This is a genomic window from Vibrio furnissii CIP 102972, assembly GCF_000176175.1.
GTDB classification, from domain to species: Bacteria; Pseudomonadota; Gammaproteobacteria; order Enterobacterales; family Vibrionaceae; genus Vibrio; species Vibrio furnissii.
This window is the reverse complement of sequence record NZ_ACZP01000013.1, coordinates 1,076,682-1,091,967: the sequence shown is the minus strand read 5'-3', so window position 1 is coordinate 1,091,967 and position 15,286 is coordinate 1,076,682. Positions and strand designations below refer to the sequence as shown.

Sequence of the window (15,286 nt, the reverse complement as noted above, 5' to 3'; positions counted from 1 at the left end):
GGACGGGCTTTTTTACATCATATCGATCACTGCTGCTCAGCCAGTGCCACCCCACGTTGGGTCAGGCCACATAGCATCACTGGAATCGCATTGTAAATCTCTTCAAACTGATCAAGGCCTTCTAAACCTTGTTCAGCCAAGGTTGCGAGCGAGGTTTCCGGATCATAGAGCATGCTCAGCGAGAGCAACACACCACCGAGCAGTGCGTTGTCCTGGCTCTCTTGCGGCATCAGCACTTCCCAGTCATCGCGCGCGAGCTGCCAGCCTTGCAGTGTGCCTTCACAAAAATCGCGTGCGGCTTGATTGATGATCTCTTCTTCATCCAGTTCACAGCCTTCTGGCCATGCCCAACTGCCATTTAACAGCGCTGGGCGATAGACGTTCCACATGTCGATGATGTGTTGAAAATAGCTTTCCATCACTTCGGCGTCGGTAAATGGCGCAACTTCTTCTCCGCCCCATAAGAATGGCAGCCACTCTTCGGGTGGCAGAATGTTGGGCGCGGAAGCCATCGCTGTCACAAAACCACGGGTCTTCGCTTCGTTTAGCAGTCGGTCTTCTAACTCAGGTAAGGCAAGAATATCGTGTAACGTCAAAATAGAGTTCCATACTTATCTGGGGAAAATAAGCGTCCATCTTACCCTCAAACGCACCTCAAAGGCGAATTAGTTGCATCAAAACCGAATGCTTTGCGAGCAAAAGAGAGCGGTGTCTGAATCACGAAATCAATGAATAAAACATTTTACTCAATAACTTATTCACTATACTTGTACAAACGGAAAAATTTCAAAGGCTTATGGAAATACGTTCCTCACTGAAACGCAAAAGTATGCTCGCTCTGGGCGTGTACCTGTTTTTCTTCCTCGCGACGATAGGAACGGTGACCTATTGGGTGGTGGAGGCTCCTTTTCGCCAAGAGGTACAGCAGAATCTGGATTTGCGCGCGACGCTGTTAGCGACACAAGTGCGGGAGCCACTGAACAGCTCCATCGGCGTGTTACAGAGCATTGTGAGCATCGGCCAAAGTGGGCAAGGGCAGACGGAGCAAAGCCGAATGCTGCGGTCGCTTTTCTCCATTCTTGACGGTGTGGTGATTAGCGGCGGATTGTGGCCAACGCCCAACAGCATTGTGCCTGATCGTCAGTACACCAGCCTGTTCTTCAACCGCGCCAGTGATGGCAAGGTTGATCAATTGATCTCTTGGAACAATCCGGCGGCCGGTGGTTATGACCGTGAAGCGTGGTATCTGTCGGCGGTGGATGAACCCAAAGGCAGCGTAACGTGGTCGCCGGTCTATGTGGACTCTTACACCCAAGTGCAGATGATCACCGCCTCCGCACCGTATTACGTGGATGGACATTTTGCGGGTGTGGCTACGGTGGATTTGTCGCTCGAAGGCTTTGTGGATTTTATTGCTGATCACGCAGAGGAATATGGCCTTGGGATCAAACTGCATGATGCCTATGGCTCGATCATCAGTGAGCACAATTTTCATTTACGCCGCGGCGCGTATGTCAGCCGATACCCGTTTGGCGATTTTCATTGGCAGTTGGAAGTGGTCAATGCGCGTCGATTGGTCAACGAGCAAGTGTATGAGTTGATCTCGGGCGTGGAGCGCGGGCTAATTCCCTTGTTATTGCTGTGCGTCATGTTCGGTTATTACCTGCTTAATCGCTACTTGATTAAGCCGATTGTGGTGATTGCACAAAAAGTGGATGAGTCGATGGAAGGCGGGATCATCGATGTGCCGTACCACAGCCAAGATGAAATCCGTTACCTTATCGATACCTTCAATCAAAAAACCGTGTATCTCGAAGCGGAGAAAGTCAAAGCCCAGGCTTCAACCAAAGCCAAGAGTGCGTTCTTAGCGACCTTGTCTCATGAGATTCGTACACCGATGAATGGTGTGTTGGGAACCGCGCAAATTCTGTTAAAAAGCGACCTCAAACCGCGACAACGTCAGCAGATGAAGAGCCTCTACGAGTCCGGTGAACACATGATGACGCTGCTGAATGAAATCCTCGACTTTTCCAAAATAGAGCAGGGCCATTTGGAGCTCGATCGCAGCAGTTTTCCGCTGGATTCCATCATTGGTAGCGTCACCAGCGTTTACTCCACGTTGTGCAACGAAAAAGGGCTGCAATTTAAAGTCTATTCACAAATTGAAGAGAACCGTTGGTATTACTCGGATAAAGCACGCTTGCGCCAAATCCTATTCAACCTACTCAACAATGCGGTTAAGTTCACCTATCGTGGGTTGGTCGAGGTGATTCTTGAAGAAGAAACCGTTGGCGAGCAGTTGTATCTCATCATTCAAGTGCGTGACACTGGCATCGGCATTCCCAAAGACGCGCAAAACAAAATCTTCAAACCGTTTGAGCAGGCGGAATCGTCTACCACACGTCGTTTTGGCGGCACTGGGTTGGGGCTGGCCATCGTCAAGCAGATCACCGAATTGATGCGCGGTTCTGTCAACGTGGTGAGTGAAGTGGGCATTGGAACCAGTTTTACCATTCGCGTGGCCATTGATGCGACGGAGTCACAAACCACCACCACGAAACCACTGCGTCACGTCAGTTACACAGGATTGCGGGTGCTGATCGTCGAAGACAATCGCACCAACAGCGTCATTCTGGAAACTTTCATGAAAAACAAAGGGTTTGAGTGCTCGTGTGTCGAAAATGGCGCTTTAGCGATCAAAGCCGTCAAAGATGGTCATTACGACCTCATCTTGATGGATAACCACATGCCAGTTAAAGATGGCGTTGAAGCGATTGATGGCATTCGACGCTTGGAGAGCGACAAAGCCAAAGTGCTCATCTTTGGCTGCACCGCAGATGTTTTTAAAGAAACGCGCGAGCAGATGCTCCATGCGGGCGCCGATTTTATTATTGCCAAACCGATTGACGAGAATGAACTAGACGATGCGTTATATCGTCATGCCAATGCCCTGTATCAATTTCAGACGCATCAGCGAAAGCCCGTGTTCTCCGGTTCAACCGAAGAACTGTTGGTCAAACTCTATATTGCTTTGGATAATCAAGCCGTTGATGACGCGCTGGAAATCACCGAATCATTGCAACAAACCCTTCCACTTCCTGCCGATCACCAGATTGTCCACGTTCTGGAACAGACCCTTGAATCGTTAAGAAGAGGGCGCGTTCCCTCACACGATCAGATCGATCTTTTAACGGTCTTACTGACTGAATTCTGTAATTAAATTACAAATAGAGCGCAAAGTTAAACGATTGTCTTGTTAAGTAGTTGTAAATTTAGCGGGAGTGGCTACTTTTCTCTCACTTTTTGGTAGTTTATTTACCATTTGAAACGAAAAACGGAACCTAAAACTAATATTTGTGTGATTTAATAGCGCCATAATCTGGATGAAATGTAATATCCAGTCATCTGTTTTATTAAATCATTTAAATTGCAGTTAAATATTTCATTGATGAGGGTGTAAATGAAACCACGTGGTCCGTTTTGTATCAGACACGCAGCCGCGGATACATTTGCCATGGTCGTGTTCTGTTTTGTCGCTGGAATGATCATCGAGATCTTTATTTCAGGTATGACGTTTGAGCAGTCGCTGGCTTCGCGTACGCTCTCGATTCCGGTCAACATCGCCATTGCATGGCCGTATGGCGTCTTTCGAGATTTCGTGTTGCGTCAAGGTCGAAAACTGTCGACCGGGAGCGTGATGAAGAACATCTCGGATTTGGTGGCGTATGTCTTGTTCCAGTCACCGGTTTACGCGGCGATTTTGTACACCGTTGGCGCGTCAAGCGAACAGATCATCACCGCGGTGGCCAGTAACGCATTGGTGTCTTGTGGCATGGGCGTGCTGTATGGTTACTTCCTCGACATGTGTCGCCGTTGGTTTAAAGTGCCAGGTTACTATCAAAACATCTGAACGCGGTGATTTTGTGCGAATTAGCCAATTAGTAAGCAAACAAACCACATTGTCCGCTTTTTTTAGGTTTTGCTCTTGACCATCTTCAGCAGAATCATTAAATTAGCGCCTCGTTAGCCGATAAGGTTAACACAACGGTGAGTTGTCCGAGTGGCTTAAGGAGCACGCCTGGAAAGTGTGTATACGGCAACGTATCGAGAGTTCGAATCTCTTGCTCACCGCCAATTTCATGTAAAGAGACGTCCAAGGACGTCTTTTTTCATTTCTAACATTCCCAAAAATCAAATAGTTAGCGTCCATTCCGGTATAACCGCGTCAATTCCAAACCATTTTTTTCTGTAATGCCTCAAGTAATGCTTTTATACTGTATAGAAATTCAGCATTACTTTTGGGAAAAAAATCGGCATTACTTGGAGCTGAAAGTTTTGGGCTATAACCGCTTCAAAACTTTGCAACCAGTTGATATCTATAATTACTGCTAAAAGCATTACTCGACAATCGAGGAGCAGGACTGACCCAAAAGAAGCATTACTTTCGGGGGCCAACATGGCAAAGCTAACTGCACGTGAAGTCTCTAGCGCAAAACCTAGAGAAAAACCATATCGTCTTGGAGATGGTGGCGGGCTATTTCTATACGTTCGTAAAAGTGGGACTAAATCATGGGAGTGTCGTTACGTTAAGCCGGCTACAGGTAAACCAACGTATACAGGAATTGGTTCTTTCCCTGACGTGTCATTGGCTGATGCCAGGTTAAAAGCAACTGAGGTTAGAAAGTTGGTGAGTGACGGAATTGATCCGCAACTCGTCAAAGCGGAACAGAAAGCGAAGACCACCAGTGAACAAAACAACACGTTTAAAGCTGTAGCAACTCTCTGGATGGATACCAAGCGAAACCGCATCAAAGAAAAAACGATAGAAGGCAATTGGCGCAAACTTGAGCTTTATGCTTTCCCTGAAATCGGCTCGATTCCTGTTTCTATGCTATCGGCGCCTATGGCCATTGCGGCACTCAAACCAATTGAGAAGAAAGGCCAGCTTGAAACTGTTAAACGAACCGCGCAACTTATCAATGAAGTAATGACTTATGCCGTGAATGCCGGGATGATACACGCTAACCCTCTTAGCGGCATCAGGGAAGTATTCCGGAAACCGAAAGTCCAGCACATGTTGGCTCTGCTTCCTCACGAACTGCCGGAACTGGTGCAAACCGTCGCCCGGGCGAATATGGCAGTGACAACGAAAAGCTTGATCGAGTGGCAACTTCATACCATGACCCGCCCAAACGAAGCCGCCGGCGCCCGATGGTGTGAAATCGATATTGAAAGTGCAGTGTGGACCATTCCGGCCGATCGCATGAAGATGAATAAAGAACATCAAATTCCACTTACGACACAGACACTGGCCATTCTTGAAGCTGTTAGACCTATAAGTGGGCATAGAGAGTATGTGTTCCCTTCAATACGTGATCCTAAGAAGCCCACAGATACAGAGAGTATCAATAAAGCACTCAGTCGTGTTGGGTTCAAAGGCAGGACAACAGCCCACGGATTGCGCTCTCTCGCCTCAACAACGCTGAATGAGCAGGGTTTTAATGCTGATGTGATCGAGGCAGCACTTGCTCACACAGACAAGAACGCTATTCGCAAAGCCTACAACCGTACCAGTTACCTGGAGCAGCGCAGGCCGTTAATGGCATGGTGGAGCGATCGCATAGAACAGGCTAGTTATGGCTCTATGTCTGTTACCGGGTTACGTCAGTTTAAGGTGGTGTAGATATGACTTATGGTAAGAAAGATGATGATAAGACAAGTGCTATTAATGGGGCCCCAGTGCTGCTACCGCTAGAATATTGCTCCATCGAACGCGCTTCCAGAATGTTACGAGTTGAAGTTGAGGACATTTATCACTGGTGTGAAATTGGTGCGATAAATCTGGCAGTCAAACTAGATGATTGCATATGTGAAGCATTGATTCATTGGAAAAGCAATCTAAATCAACATGATAAAAATCTTGTTGCTGAAATAGACAAGATAGTTGAGGGGGCTAACTTCTCGTCTTCTATGGGATTCGTCATAGGAATTGGCCCGTATAACATTGAGCATTTACAAGAGTTATCAGGTCTTAGTATTTGCGATGTGTTAGCACAAGGTATATCTCTAAGTTACCAAGCTATAGCTGATGGGTTCTGGTTCTTTAATGAACGTAAATTTGCAGGAGAGAGTTCGTTATATCCTATCGACGAAATGATTGTAGAGCCAGGAGAACAAGAGTTTACCGGAGCTACAGTACGGTTAATATCAGTTGACAGTGATCATATTGAGAATAAAACACACTATATATTGCGTAGAGATATTGAAAAATTGTATAGGGCGATATATTCCGATGAGGCTCTCCCCAATCGATATAACAGCGAAGATATAAGGCAACAACTTAAAGAGCAGGAGGTACAGGAAGGGAAGCAAAGGAAACCTCGTACTGAAAGAGCCCAAAGCGATATGATAAAAGCTCTGCTAGCTTGTTTGCCCGATCTCAATGAAGAGCTAGAAAGTAACCCAAGTCTAGCTCCAAATATTATGGATAGTTATTTGATTAATAAAGATCTTAAGCCATTGAATTTAGGTGAAAATAATTACAGAAACTGGATAGCTAAGGCACAATACAAGCCTTAAAATAGTTAACTTTCCTGAAAGTTACCTTAACTTTCTACTGTCATTTTATACAGTGCCGTAAATTACCTCTTGTCCAAAGGAACAAACAAGCGACAAGAGGTGACCATGACTCAATTCGAAACCAACCAAGCCTTAAACATTGACCCCGTCTTACGCTTTCCAGAAGTTTTAGCTTTAACTGGAGCGCGCTCTCGACAAACCATCTACAACTGGATGGAAAGAGGCACATTTCCCAAACCTATCAAAATTGGCCCGAATTCTATTGGCTGGCTGAAATCTGAATGTGATGCCTGGAAAGGTCATTTAATCAGTAACCGTGAGGTTGCCGCATGATGGAAACTAACGAAAACGGTAACAAAAGAGTATTAACCCTTGTTCACCCTGCGGCTAATGTGGATGGACACTCAAGGCCGGCTAAGTCACTCCAAACAGAACAAGGCACGTTAGATTGTGCCATCGACTGCTATGCGGGAAAGGACGCTGAGCTATGAAAAAAGAAAACGCCCATGATAGGGCGCAATCTAACTTAGTTTCCGAGAAAGATTATAACACTGATCGCTCACTGAAGGTATTCACAAACGCCCAGTTCGGAGAGTTAAAGGTTGTCACTGATGTTGATTGTCAGCCTTGGTTTATTGGTGGAGAAGTCGCTAAGACGTTGGGCTACAAAAATCCACGAGACGCATTAGCTAAGCATGTTGATATTGAGGACAAGGGCGTCGCGAATCACGACACCCTTGGAGGTGAGCAGGAAGTAACCACGATTAACGAATCTGGTTTATACGCTCTTATCTTTTCTTCAAAGCTACCTAAGGCTAAAGCGTTTAAGCGCTGGGTAACAAGTGAAGTATTACCGTCTATCCGAAAGCATGGAGGTTATACACATGGCCAGAGTGAGTTATCACCGGAAGAACTAATGGCAAAAGCATTGCTGGTGGCCCAAAGCGCTATCCAGGAGAAAGAGCAAGAGAACGCTCGACTATCAAGTGCGATTGAAGATCTTTCTGCGCAGCTTGCCACTGGGGTAACGATTCCTTCGTTCTGTATGCAGCTCAATGGAGTTAACACCCAAGATGTCCAAAGTTCTTTGGCGTCTATTGGTGTTCTGATCGCTGAGAGACATGGTTTTAGGCCGTCGTCAGCTTATAGAAATACATCGTTTACGTGTAGTTCATATGAATACCAACCCGGGAAGCGTAGCTATAAGACGCTTGTGACTCCAAAAGGTGCTGAGCTTTTGTATCGATTGTATCGGAAAGACAAATTGCCGATGCGTAAGGACTGGGATGGGCTTTATACCACCAGCCAACTGACTCCAGCGCAGCTTAAAGCTCTTCACTAATAAGGTGGCGGACTAATGATTTATGGCAAAAACAAGAGAGCGAGCCAAAGGGCGCCAGAGTGTAAGAACGAGCTTTGCTGGCATTCCAAGAAGAGTAATGGAGAGCGAGGATTTTAGGAGTTTGTCTGGAAATGCTGTGCGTCTGTTGTTGTGGATGTCTTATCAGTACAAGGGCAAGAACAACGGTGATTTGGCTGCAACTCATACATTAGCCCAAAGTTGGGGTATTGGCGGAAAACAAACGTTAGTTAAAGCGTTGAAGGAGTTACAGATGAGACGGCTTATTTCGATGACTAGGCAAGGTAAGTTCACGAATCCAGGTGGACGCTGTGCTTTGTATGCGCTGACTTGGTTACCTGTGGATGAGTGTTTAGGAAAGGAGTTAGAGATTGGGCCAACTAGAACGCCTTTACGGACTGAATGGTAACAAAACGCTCAGTTCAGTTTCTGAACTAGGTTCGGTTCAGTTTCTGGACCAAGCGAGGCAAAAAGCAGGTGAATTGTGAGTTCTGTCGGTTCAGTTTCTGAACCCATGAGGCGATTTACTTAGTTCAGTTTCTGAACTTCTTTATAACAATACCATGTATTTATTTAGAACTTTGAGTACATGACAGTGAAAACAGAAGTTGCTCTATGAAAGTACTTAACCGAATAGACGGGTACACAGGTTCTCAATTAATGCATCTCTGGGGTGTTCATGCATGGCCGCTGGTCAAAGGTAATTATTACCTTTGGAACGATTCAGGGGTTTTCGTAGTAATTGAGCGTGGTAAATACGTTGAATTACACATGGCAATGAAGATAGGAGAGCGTTACCGGTGCCGTGAAGCCGTTGCCGATATTTTGAATCTTATTGGGAACAGAGAAGTTTGGGCCCTAATAAGTGTAACGAGAAAGCATGTTTGTAACTTAGCTAAAAAATTTGGATTCATTGAGACGTGGCGCGGACATGCGCTTCTATTCGATGGCTCCATTGACGAAACAATTCTAATGAAGAGGTATTGAGATATGGGAAATGCATTAGGCGGAGTATTGGGCGGAGGTTTAATAACAGGAGAACCTGTATCAGGAGGTCTTCTTGGTGGGGCTTTGGGTAGTGGAGGTAGCTTTCTTGGTGCTGATGGTGGATTGATGAGCATTCTCGACCCGGGTGATCTTATGGGCGGGCAAGCCGCCGCGAAAGCAGCTGCTACTTCTGCAGATCTTGGCTATAAAACGTTAGGGATGCAGCAGGATTGGTTAAACTACATCAAAAACCAGTTTGAACCATATTCAAATGCTGGCCAGAGAGCGCTCGGGAAACAAGAGGGATTGCTTAGTACGCTGCAAAACATGGCTACTTCTGGACCGGATTATGCAGCCGCAGTCTCATCGCCTGAATTCAAAACCATGAACAAAGAAGCTCAATACTCGCTATTGAATGCTGCAGAAGCAACTGGGGGGCTAGGTTCGACAGCAACAGGCAATGCGCTTGGAGCAAGCTCAGCCTCTCTGTTGAGTAATCTCGCCAATCAAAACTTTGCTCGTGAATATCAAGGGCAATACGATTACTTCAATGCTCTTGGCGCTCTTTCTGGCCGCGGTCTTCAAGGCTCACAAGGTCTTGGGTCATTTGGCGGCGACACCCTTAGCGGAATGACAGGAACAATGTCAGGTATAGGTACAGGGGCGTTAAACTCTGCGGCGATGCAGCAACAGAATAAAGCGGGTCTTCTTTCTGCTGCTGGCGGTCTTCTAGCGGCATTCTCTGACATCAGACTCAAGAAAAATATTAAGGCGACTGGTGAATACACTGATCGCGGAAACGAGATTTACACTTGGGATTGGAACGAGAAAGCTGAAAAACTCGGCCTTGTTGGTTCAAGTCGCGGCGTAATCGCCGACCATGCAGAGCAGGTTACCCCTGACGCTGTTTCAACGGATAAATCTGGTTACAAGGTGGTTGATTATGCAAGGGTATAACCCAGACTGGAGCGGGCTTCTGTCCGCAAACTCCCAGATGTCACAAGCTCTTGGACAATTTGGAGGACTAGCCGGACAAGCTATCGATCAAAGCCGTGCGAAAAGCCAGGCAGTTACAAAGCAAGAGCAAATGCAATCGGAGATTAACTCTGCGTTGCAGTCTGGCGATCCTAACCAGATCGCTCAGGTTTCTATCAAGTACCCTAAAATGTCTCAAGCCATTCGATCTGGATTTGAGTTCAAAAATGATGCGACTGAGAAAAACTTCGTGGATACCACATCACGAATTCTTTCCGATCCGGAGAATACAGAGAAGTACCTAAATCAACGCATCGACTATTTAAAAAGCATCGGCGCTGATCCGTCCGACACTGTCGGCAGGCTGCAAATGTACAAGGACAATCCAGCGAACTTCCTCAAGACCACTGAGGGTGTGTTTGCTGCGAGCTATCCAGAGCGTTATCGCTCATACATGTCAACTCAGATTCAGCAGCAGGCGCCGCAATATTCCAACGTACAGTTTGACCAAGAAGGGCGACCTTTTGGCCTAAATAAGAGAACAGGGCAATTTGAGCCAATCCAAGGCGGGTTTGTGCGCGGCGAACAGAAACCGCAGACAGTGGTTAACGTTGGTGGTAATCAGAGCAAGTTTGATGAAGAGATCGGAAAGCTAAATGCAAAGGCATACACCGACATCCAGCAACAGCAAAAGCAAGTACGAGCCGAAGAGAACAAGGTTGATCGCCTTATCAAGCTAAACGAAAAGGCGTTTTCTGGCCCCGGCGCGAATGCGAAGCTTGCCGTTGGTGCGCTGGCTAAAAACTTGGGCATCGACATTTCAGGAATGCCAGAGTCAGAGGCTTTCCGTGCTGTATCCAATGAACTTGTTCTTGATAAGTCTCAGCAAATGTCTGGCGCGCTATCCGAAGGTGATATGGCATTCCTGCAGAACACGGTGCCAAACCTATCAAATACGCGAGAAGGCCGTAAGCAGGTGTTTGATTACAACAAAGCACTGCTTAACAGGCAGAAAGACTACGCCAAACAGGCGCAGCAGTTCCGCAAAGACAAAGGCTATTTTGACCAAGGCGAGTTTGAGGCTCAGTTCCAACAGTTCGCAGATCAAAACCCATTGTTTGGTGATGCGCAAGCGAAGCCGCAAGATGTCGTTGAATGGAGTGATTTGTGATGGATGTAAGACTGCCGAACGGAAAGGTGATCAAGGGCGTACCAGAAGGCACACCCAAAGAACAGATCATGCAAAAGGCGATTTCAGCAGGGTTAGCAACTCAAGCGGACTTTCAAACTCAGCCAATGCAAGAGCAACCACCAGCAGAACAACCACAGGCAGGAACCACGCAACCAGTAAGCCAAGAAGATCCGTATTTCCTTCCGACTGAGGAAGGTTACTCTCAACCTGTACCAGAGGTACCGGGCGGTAGAAAAGGCATTAGTGATTTCACTGCCGCTGAGAATGCTATTGGCGCAGGTGAGACTGCGTTGAGCACCATAACTGGTGGTACTACTGGCATGGCTGCTGGCGCCCTTGGAGGGCTTGCAGGCGCAATTGGTGACCTTGCAGGCATTCTCACGCCAGAAGAAGCTCAGGCGCTTCAGCAGCGCACTGCGGCGATGTTTACCTATGAACCAAAGACAGAAGCAGGGCAGGCGCAAGTGCGCGCCATTGGCGAGGCTACTCAGTCGCTTCCACCCGTGGCGACCGGGCTTCCTAATGCCGGACGTGTACGCATTGGACGCCAGCCTGGCAAAGTTGTGGTTCCAGAACAGATCGCCAGAGCGGAGAGATTCGCAGAACAGAACAGAGCACCACTGTTCGCGAGTGATGTTGCTCCGCCATCTACATTTGCTGGCAAAGCTGTGCGCGGAGCGGCGGAGAAGGTTCCGTTTGTTGGCACTGGCGGAATGAGAGCGAAGCAACAAGAAGCAAGGCAAGCTGCAATCTCAGGCTTTACGGAAGGTTTCAATCAAGTAACCGATCAAGACCTGTACAACTCACTTGCTCGCTCTCAGGACAAGGTATCGAAGGCGATGAGTAAGCGTTACGAAGAGATCGGCAATAAGATGGGTGACGCTCCGGTGCCGGCAACAAAAACCATTGCTGCCATCGATTCTGAAATCGAAAGAATGACCAAGCCTGGTGTTATCGCTGATGATGCGCTTCTTTCTCAACTGAACACGCTGAAAGAGCAGATTTCTAGCGGAGATGTTGATTACAACACGATGAGAAACAACCGGACGTACGTTCGTGAATCTCTGAAGAGTGAAACAGCAAAAACCCAGTCTGATCGCGTCATCGACAGAGTGTACAAGGCAATGACTGATGATATTCACTCCGCTGTTGATTCTGTCGCTGGGCCTCAAGCTGTTCAAAAACTGAAAGCGGTAGACGCAAGGTTGGCGAAGCAATACAACGAAGCGAAAAAGACCAAGCTGAAAAATGTTCTGAGCAAAGGTGATGTGAAGCCAGAAGAAGTGAGCAAGATGCTAATGAGCAACGATCGCTCAGAAAACGTCAAGCTATATCGAGAGCTGGATAGTCAGGGGCGAGATAATGCGCGGGGAATGCTGGTTAATGAGTTGGCTAAGGCTTTCGAGGACAACGAAAGTCCAGAGCGATTCCTGCAGCGAGCTAAGAAGCTTGAAAACCAGATGGATGTTTTCATGAAGGGCGAACAGAAGCAGACATATCTTGATCTTCTGTCCTATCTAAAGCAGACCAAGCAAGCGGCGCAATCTGGCATCTACAACCAGAACGGACAGCAAATCATGACCCTTATCAGTATGGCCCCTGTTGCCGACATTGCCGGTACTGGCGGTGTTGCTACTGCTGGAGCTATTACTCTTGGTACGGCCGGGCGATTACTTGAATCTCGCAAACTTAGAAACGCACTTCGCAAGATCAAGCAATCAAGGCCGTACACGCCGGAATATAACCAGGCGCTTATCGGACTAGATAATGCCGTGAATGAATTGTCCGCCGAAAATCAAGATCAGTAGCATAGAAGTCGCTCCAATTATTTTGGTAATATTTTTCCAAAAGCAAATTGGTGTGGCTTATGACTGACTGGATTTTTGAAAATTTCTCTCTTAATGGCATTGTTGCATTCTTGATTTTTTACCTTATTTTGGATTTCTATGGCAGGTGGAGGGCCAATGAAATAGGCGAGAAAATGCGCATAGAAATCGAAGATAGGGTTTATGTTCTAGAACGGGAGGTAAAGCGACTGGAGGGGGAATGTAAAACTATTAATATGCAATTGAGTCAGCTTGAAGATGATTTAATCTCTGATGACGTAAAAATAAAAAGGCTTGTCAGAACTGGAGTTCCAGAAGATGTGGCGGTTGGCATTATCATAACCGACAAAAAGTCAGTCCACCATTATGATGACTGACATTATTACTTACTTGTCAGGAGTCGATGAGCAAAAAATACAACCATAATTGCGGCTAGATAGATCATTTTAATATCCTCGTTCCGGTTATGTGAAACTGATTTCTACGATATCATTTTCACCCAATATAAAAAACACGGATGATAAAATGAAGATTTGGCACCTATTGTCTATTCTGCTACTCACTGGATGCACAGCTACGCAAGTTCAGTATTCACCAGAGCCAATGACGAACCGAGAAGATTCAGAGCGAATCATTGAGCAAGTGATTATGGAGCAGTCTGCAAAACACCGGCCTGAAAGTGTGCTTGTCACTGATGACTACCTAGCGTTTGGCGAGGGATACTCAGAGAAAAGCACGGGACTGGCCAGCGGAACAAGGTTAGGCTCAAATGCGGTTATCGGCATTGGCTCATCGAGAACCAAGGGAAAGGCGATCAACTCTCGGCTTTACTTTAACTCCCTCGGTGCCCCTGAGCTTTTCGTTAAACGCGACTGGTACACTATTCAAGTTGTCGATGACAAAGGAAGAAGACTAAAACGGTTCTACACCCGGGATGAGCAAAAAGCGGAGGCGTTTATTGATGCTCTGACTTACTTCATTATTCACGCTAATCCTATTAAATAGCTCTCTTTCATTAGTGTTTTGCCAATAGATACAATGACGGTTAATTAATCGGACCTAAAGGTTAAGGCTTCGGCCTACACGTGAAATGTGATAACCATCAACAGAAATCTAGTTGATGACTGCCCCAAAAGTACGATACAGTGTCCGTATTGCAGCAAAATCTGCAATCAGGATTGGTCTCCTGTTAATCACTAAGGCGCATGTCGCCAGCTTTCTTGCTGGTTTTTTTATGCGTACAATTTGCACACATCTATTTTGAAGTACACAAGGTGTACTTGTATTCAAATTATGGTGGGCTGATTGAGGGCGCTTCGGCGCGCCGTAACCTTAGTGGCGGTAAGACCAACCTTGATCAGTCCATCTCCATAAGATTGGTCTCTTTGGTGATGGATTCAATGTTCACACTAAGGAGGCGGTCATCATGACTACTACCCCTACCCAAGCTGTATCCACAGCAATGATCTACACATTTATTATCGCTGGTGGCGTTCGCACGCTGTCAGGTTTCAAGCGTATTCGCACCATCTCTGTTGTGGCTCCGTCTGAGTTGCGGGCTCGTAAGCAGTTAACCGGTTTACCCCTCGTGTTTATCTCCCGAATGCCCGGACGGGCTGTGGAGGTGGCAGCATGAACCTCGATATTGTTAATGATATCCAACGACTGTTGGGGCAAACCCGCTCTATCACTTTGATGATTGGGGATGAGGAAAATATAGGACGCTCAACAGTACTTGATATGTCCAATGCATTGTGGCTCGTTATTGAGCAGATTGATCGCGCAAGTATAAAACTTGTTGAGTTGGTTGATGATAACAACGCCAATAGGGAGAAAGGGAATGGCTCCGAAAAATAGCACCCAAGTAGACAACGTCTCTCGCTGGTTGACTCAGGCTCGCTCTGCCCTATCAGTTATTGGCTCACCAGAAAATGTAGAAGCATCAAGTGATGAGGTTATTTCTGGGTCTCTCTGGCTAATCAGTGAGCAATTGGAGCGAATTGAAGGTGAGTTCAAGGAGCTTGTTAAGGATATTAAATCTAGCAGAGGCAAGGGGGCCGATCATGAATAGTATGAGTCGTGGAGTAGTGGTTACTGATCGAAACAGTATCGATAGTAGAGAGCGTGAAAAGCTGAGAATAAAGAACGCCGTCCCACTTGCAATAGACTTGCTTCTTATTATGAAGAAAATCGAAGCGCTAGCCATGGCTGCTCAAACATTAACTAGTGATGATGCTGATAGGAAGCTTCAGTCTGCGTTGCTGGACAGAATCGAACATTTAGCATGGGCATCGGTGGAGCGTGGGGAAGCTAAATACTCGGTCTATGTTGATGATGAGCGGAAAGGTTAAATGAGAGGTTTGTAGT

General features: G+C 46.6%; 18 protein-coding genes and 1 tRNA gene. 18 read left to right on the top strand and 1 reads right to left on the bottom strand.

The window, feature by feature from the left end; genetic code table 11:
- Positions 1–26: 26 nt before the first annotated feature.
- Positions 27–596: a UPF0149 family protein gene (locus tag VFA_RS09080; protein WP_004726406.1), complete on the bottom strand. Its 570-nt coding sequence runs from the start codon at positions 594–596 to the stop codon at positions 27–29.
- Positions 597–796: 200 nt separating this feature from the next.
- Between VFA_RS09080 and VFA_RS09075 the strand changes: the two genes are divergently transcribed.
- From VFA_RS09075 to VFA_RS08980, 18 genes are all read left to right on the top strand, one after another.
- The gene (locus tag VFA_RS09075; RefSeq protein WP_208760320.1) at positions 797–3,220 is read left to right on the top strand and encodes a hybrid sensor histidine kinase/response regulator; all 2,424 of its coding nucleotides are present in this window, start codon (positions 797–799) and stop codon (positions 3,218–3,220) included.
- Positions 3,221–3,460: 240 nt separating this feature from the next.
- Positions 3,461–3,910, top strand: coding sequence for an L-alanine exporter AlaE (locus tag VFA_RS09070; protein WP_014205362.1), 450 nt, complete (start codon positions 3,461–3,463; stop codon positions 3,908–3,910).
- A 136-nt stretch (positions 3,911–4,046) separates the two neighbouring features.
- Positions 4,047–4,134, top strand: a tRNA-Ser gene (locus tag VFA_RS09065).
- Between the two features lie 322 nt (positions 4,135–4,456).
- Positions 4,457–5,683: an integrase domain-containing protein gene (locus VFA_RS09055; RefSeq protein ID WP_004726403.1), complete on the top strand. Its 1,227-nt coding sequence runs from the start codon at positions 4,457–4,459 to the stop codon at positions 5,681–5,683.
- A 2-nt stretch (positions 5,684–5,685) separates the two neighbouring features.
- Positions 5,686–6,579 carry a hypothetical protein gene (locus VFA_RS09050; RefSeq protein ID WP_004726402.1) on the top strand — a complete coding sequence of 298 codons (894 nt, stop codon included), beginning with the start codon at positions 5,686–5,688 and terminating at the stop codon, positions 6,577–6,579.
- A gap of 105 nt (positions 6,580–6,684) precedes the next feature.
- Positions 6,685–6,912, top strand: coding sequence for a helix-turn-helix transcriptional regulator (locus VFA_RS09045; RefSeq protein WP_004726401.1), 228 nt, complete (start codon positions 6,685–6,687; stop codon positions 6,910–6,912).
- 154 nt (positions 6,913–7,066) lie between these two features.
- Positions 7,067–7,921: a BRO-N domain-containing protein gene (locus VFA_RS22995; RefSeq protein ID WP_004726400.1), complete on the top strand. Its 855-nt coding sequence runs from the start codon at positions 7,067–7,069 to the stop codon at positions 7,919–7,921.
- Positions 7,922–7,943: 22 nt separating this feature from the next.
- A complete protein-coding gene (locus tag VFA_RS09035; RefSeq protein WP_038151318.1) occupies positions 7,944–8,348 on the top strand; it encodes a hypothetical protein in 405 nt (134 codons plus the stop codon).
- Between the two features lie 206 nt (positions 8,349–8,554).
- Positions 8,555–8,926 (top strand): hypothetical protein, encoded by a 372-nt coding sequence (locus VFA_RS09030; protein ID WP_038151316.1) that lies wholly within the window; start codon positions 8,555–8,557, stop codon positions 8,924–8,926.
- Between the two features lie 3 nt (positions 8,927–8,929).
- Positions 8,930–9,883, top strand: coding sequence for a tail fiber domain-containing protein (locus VFA_RS22990; protein ID WP_004726398.1), 954 nt, complete (start codon positions 8,930–8,932; stop codon positions 9,881–9,883).
- A complete protein-coding gene (locus VFA_RS09015) occupies positions 9,870–11,072 on the top strand; it encodes a phage DNA ejection protein (RefSeq protein WP_038151314.1) in 1,203 nt (400 codons plus the stop codon). The genes VFA_RS22990 and VFA_RS09015 overlap by 14 nt, the downstream gene beginning before the upstream one ends.
- The gene (locus VFA_RS09010; protein WP_140209440.1) at positions 11,069–12,901 is read left to right on the top strand and encodes a hypothetical protein; all 1,833 of its coding nucleotides are present in this window, start codon (positions 11,069–11,071) and stop codon (positions 12,899–12,901) included. The genes VFA_RS09015 and VFA_RS09010 overlap by 4 nt, the downstream gene beginning before the upstream one ends.
- 59 nt (positions 12,902–12,960) lie before the next feature.
- A complete protein-coding gene (locus VFA_RS09005) occupies positions 12,961–13,296 on the top strand; it encodes a hypothetical protein (protein WP_038151312.1) in 336 nt (111 codons plus the stop codon).
- 148 nt (positions 13,297–13,444) lie between these two features.
- Entirely contained in the window at positions 13,445–13,924 is a 480-nt protein-coding gene (locus VFA_RS09000) for a hypothetical protein (RefSeq protein ID WP_038151309.1), read from the top strand.
- 421 nt (positions 13,925–14,345) lie between these two features.
- Positions 14,346–14,555, top strand: coding sequence for a hypothetical protein (locus VFA_RS08995; protein WP_050780253.1), 210 nt, complete (start codon positions 14,346–14,348; stop codon positions 14,553–14,555).
- A complete protein-coding gene (locus tag VFA_RS08990) occupies positions 14,552–14,776 on the top strand; it encodes a hypothetical protein (RefSeq protein WP_038151307.1) in 225 nt (74 codons plus the stop codon). Before VFA_RS08995 ends, VFA_RS08990 begins: the two co-directional genes overlap by 4 nt.
- Positions 14,760–14,990: a hypothetical protein gene (locus tag VFA_RS08985; protein WP_038151305.1), complete on the top strand. Its 231-nt coding sequence runs from the start codon at positions 14,760–14,762 to the stop codon at positions 14,988–14,990. Before VFA_RS08990 ends, VFA_RS08985 begins: the two co-directional genes overlap by 17 nt.
- Positions 14,983–15,270, top strand: coding sequence for a hypothetical protein (locus tag VFA_RS08980; protein ID WP_038151303.1), 288 nt, complete (start codon positions 14,983–14,985; stop codon positions 15,268–15,270). Before VFA_RS08985 ends, VFA_RS08980 begins: the two co-directional genes overlap by 8 nt.
- Positions 15,271–15,286: the final 16 nt, after the last annotated feature.

Bases quoted from the DNA above. Each gene is read 5' to 3' on its own strand.
- VFA_RS09075 (WP_208760320.1), top strand. From the start codon at position 797: ATGGAAATACGTTCCTCACTGAAACGCAAAAGTATGCTCGCTCTGGGC.
- VFA_RS09070 (WP_014205362.1), top strand. From the start codon at position 3,461: ATGAAACCACGTGGTCCGTTTTGTATCAGACACGCAGCCGCGGATACA.
- VFA_RS09055 (WP_004726403.1), top strand. From the start codon at position 4,457: ATGGCAAAGCTAACTGCACGTGAAGTCTCTAGCGCAAAACCTAGAGAA.
- VFA_RS09050 (WP_004726402.1), top strand. From the start codon at position 5,686: ATGACTTATGGTAAGAAAGATGATGATAAGACAAGTGCTATTAATGGG.
- VFA_RS09045 (WP_004726401.1), top strand. From the start codon at position 6,685: ATGACTCAATTCGAAACCAACCAAGCCTTAAACATTGACCCCGTCTTA.
- VFA_RS22995 (WP_004726400.1), top strand. From the start codon at position 7,067: ATGAAAAAAGAAAACGCCCATGATAGGGCGCAATCTAACTTAGTTTCC.
- VFA_RS09035 (WP_038151318.1), top strand. From the start codon at position 7,944: ATGGCAAAAACAAGAGAGCGAGCCAAAGGGCGCCAGAGTGTAAGAACG.
- VFA_RS09030 (WP_038151316.1), top strand. From the start codon at position 8,555: ATGAAAGTACTTAACCGAATAGACGGGTACACAGGTTCTCAATTAATG.
- VFA_RS22990 (WP_004726398.1), top strand. From the start codon at position 8,930: ATGGGAAATGCATTAGGCGGAGTATTGGGCGGAGGTTTAATAACAGGA.
- VFA_RS09015 (WP_038151314.1), top strand. From the start codon at position 9,870: ATGCAAGGGTATAACCCAGACTGGAGCGGGCTTCTGTCCGCAAACTCC.
- VFA_RS09005 (WP_038151312.1), top strand. From the start codon at position 12,961: ATGACTGACTGGATTTTTGAAAATTTCTCTCTTAATGGCATTGTTGCA.
- VFA_RS09000 (WP_038151309.1), top strand. From the start codon at position 13,445: ATGAAGATTTGGCACCTATTGTCTATTCTGCTACTCACTGGATGCACA.
- VFA_RS08995 (WP_050780253.1), top strand. From the start codon at position 14,346: ATGACTACTACCCCTACCCAAGCTGTATCCACAGCAATGATCTACACA.
- VFA_RS08990 (WP_038151307.1), top strand. From the start codon at position 14,552: ATGAACCTCGATATTGTTAATGATATCCAACGACTGTTGGGGCAAACC.
- VFA_RS08985 (WP_038151305.1), top strand. From the start codon at position 14,760: ATGGCTCCGAAAAATAGCACCCAAGTAGACAACGTCTCTCGCTGGTTG.
- VFA_RS08980 (WP_038151303.1), top strand. From the start codon at position 14,983: ATGAATAGTATGAGTCGTGGAGTAGTGGTTACTGATCGAAACAGTATC.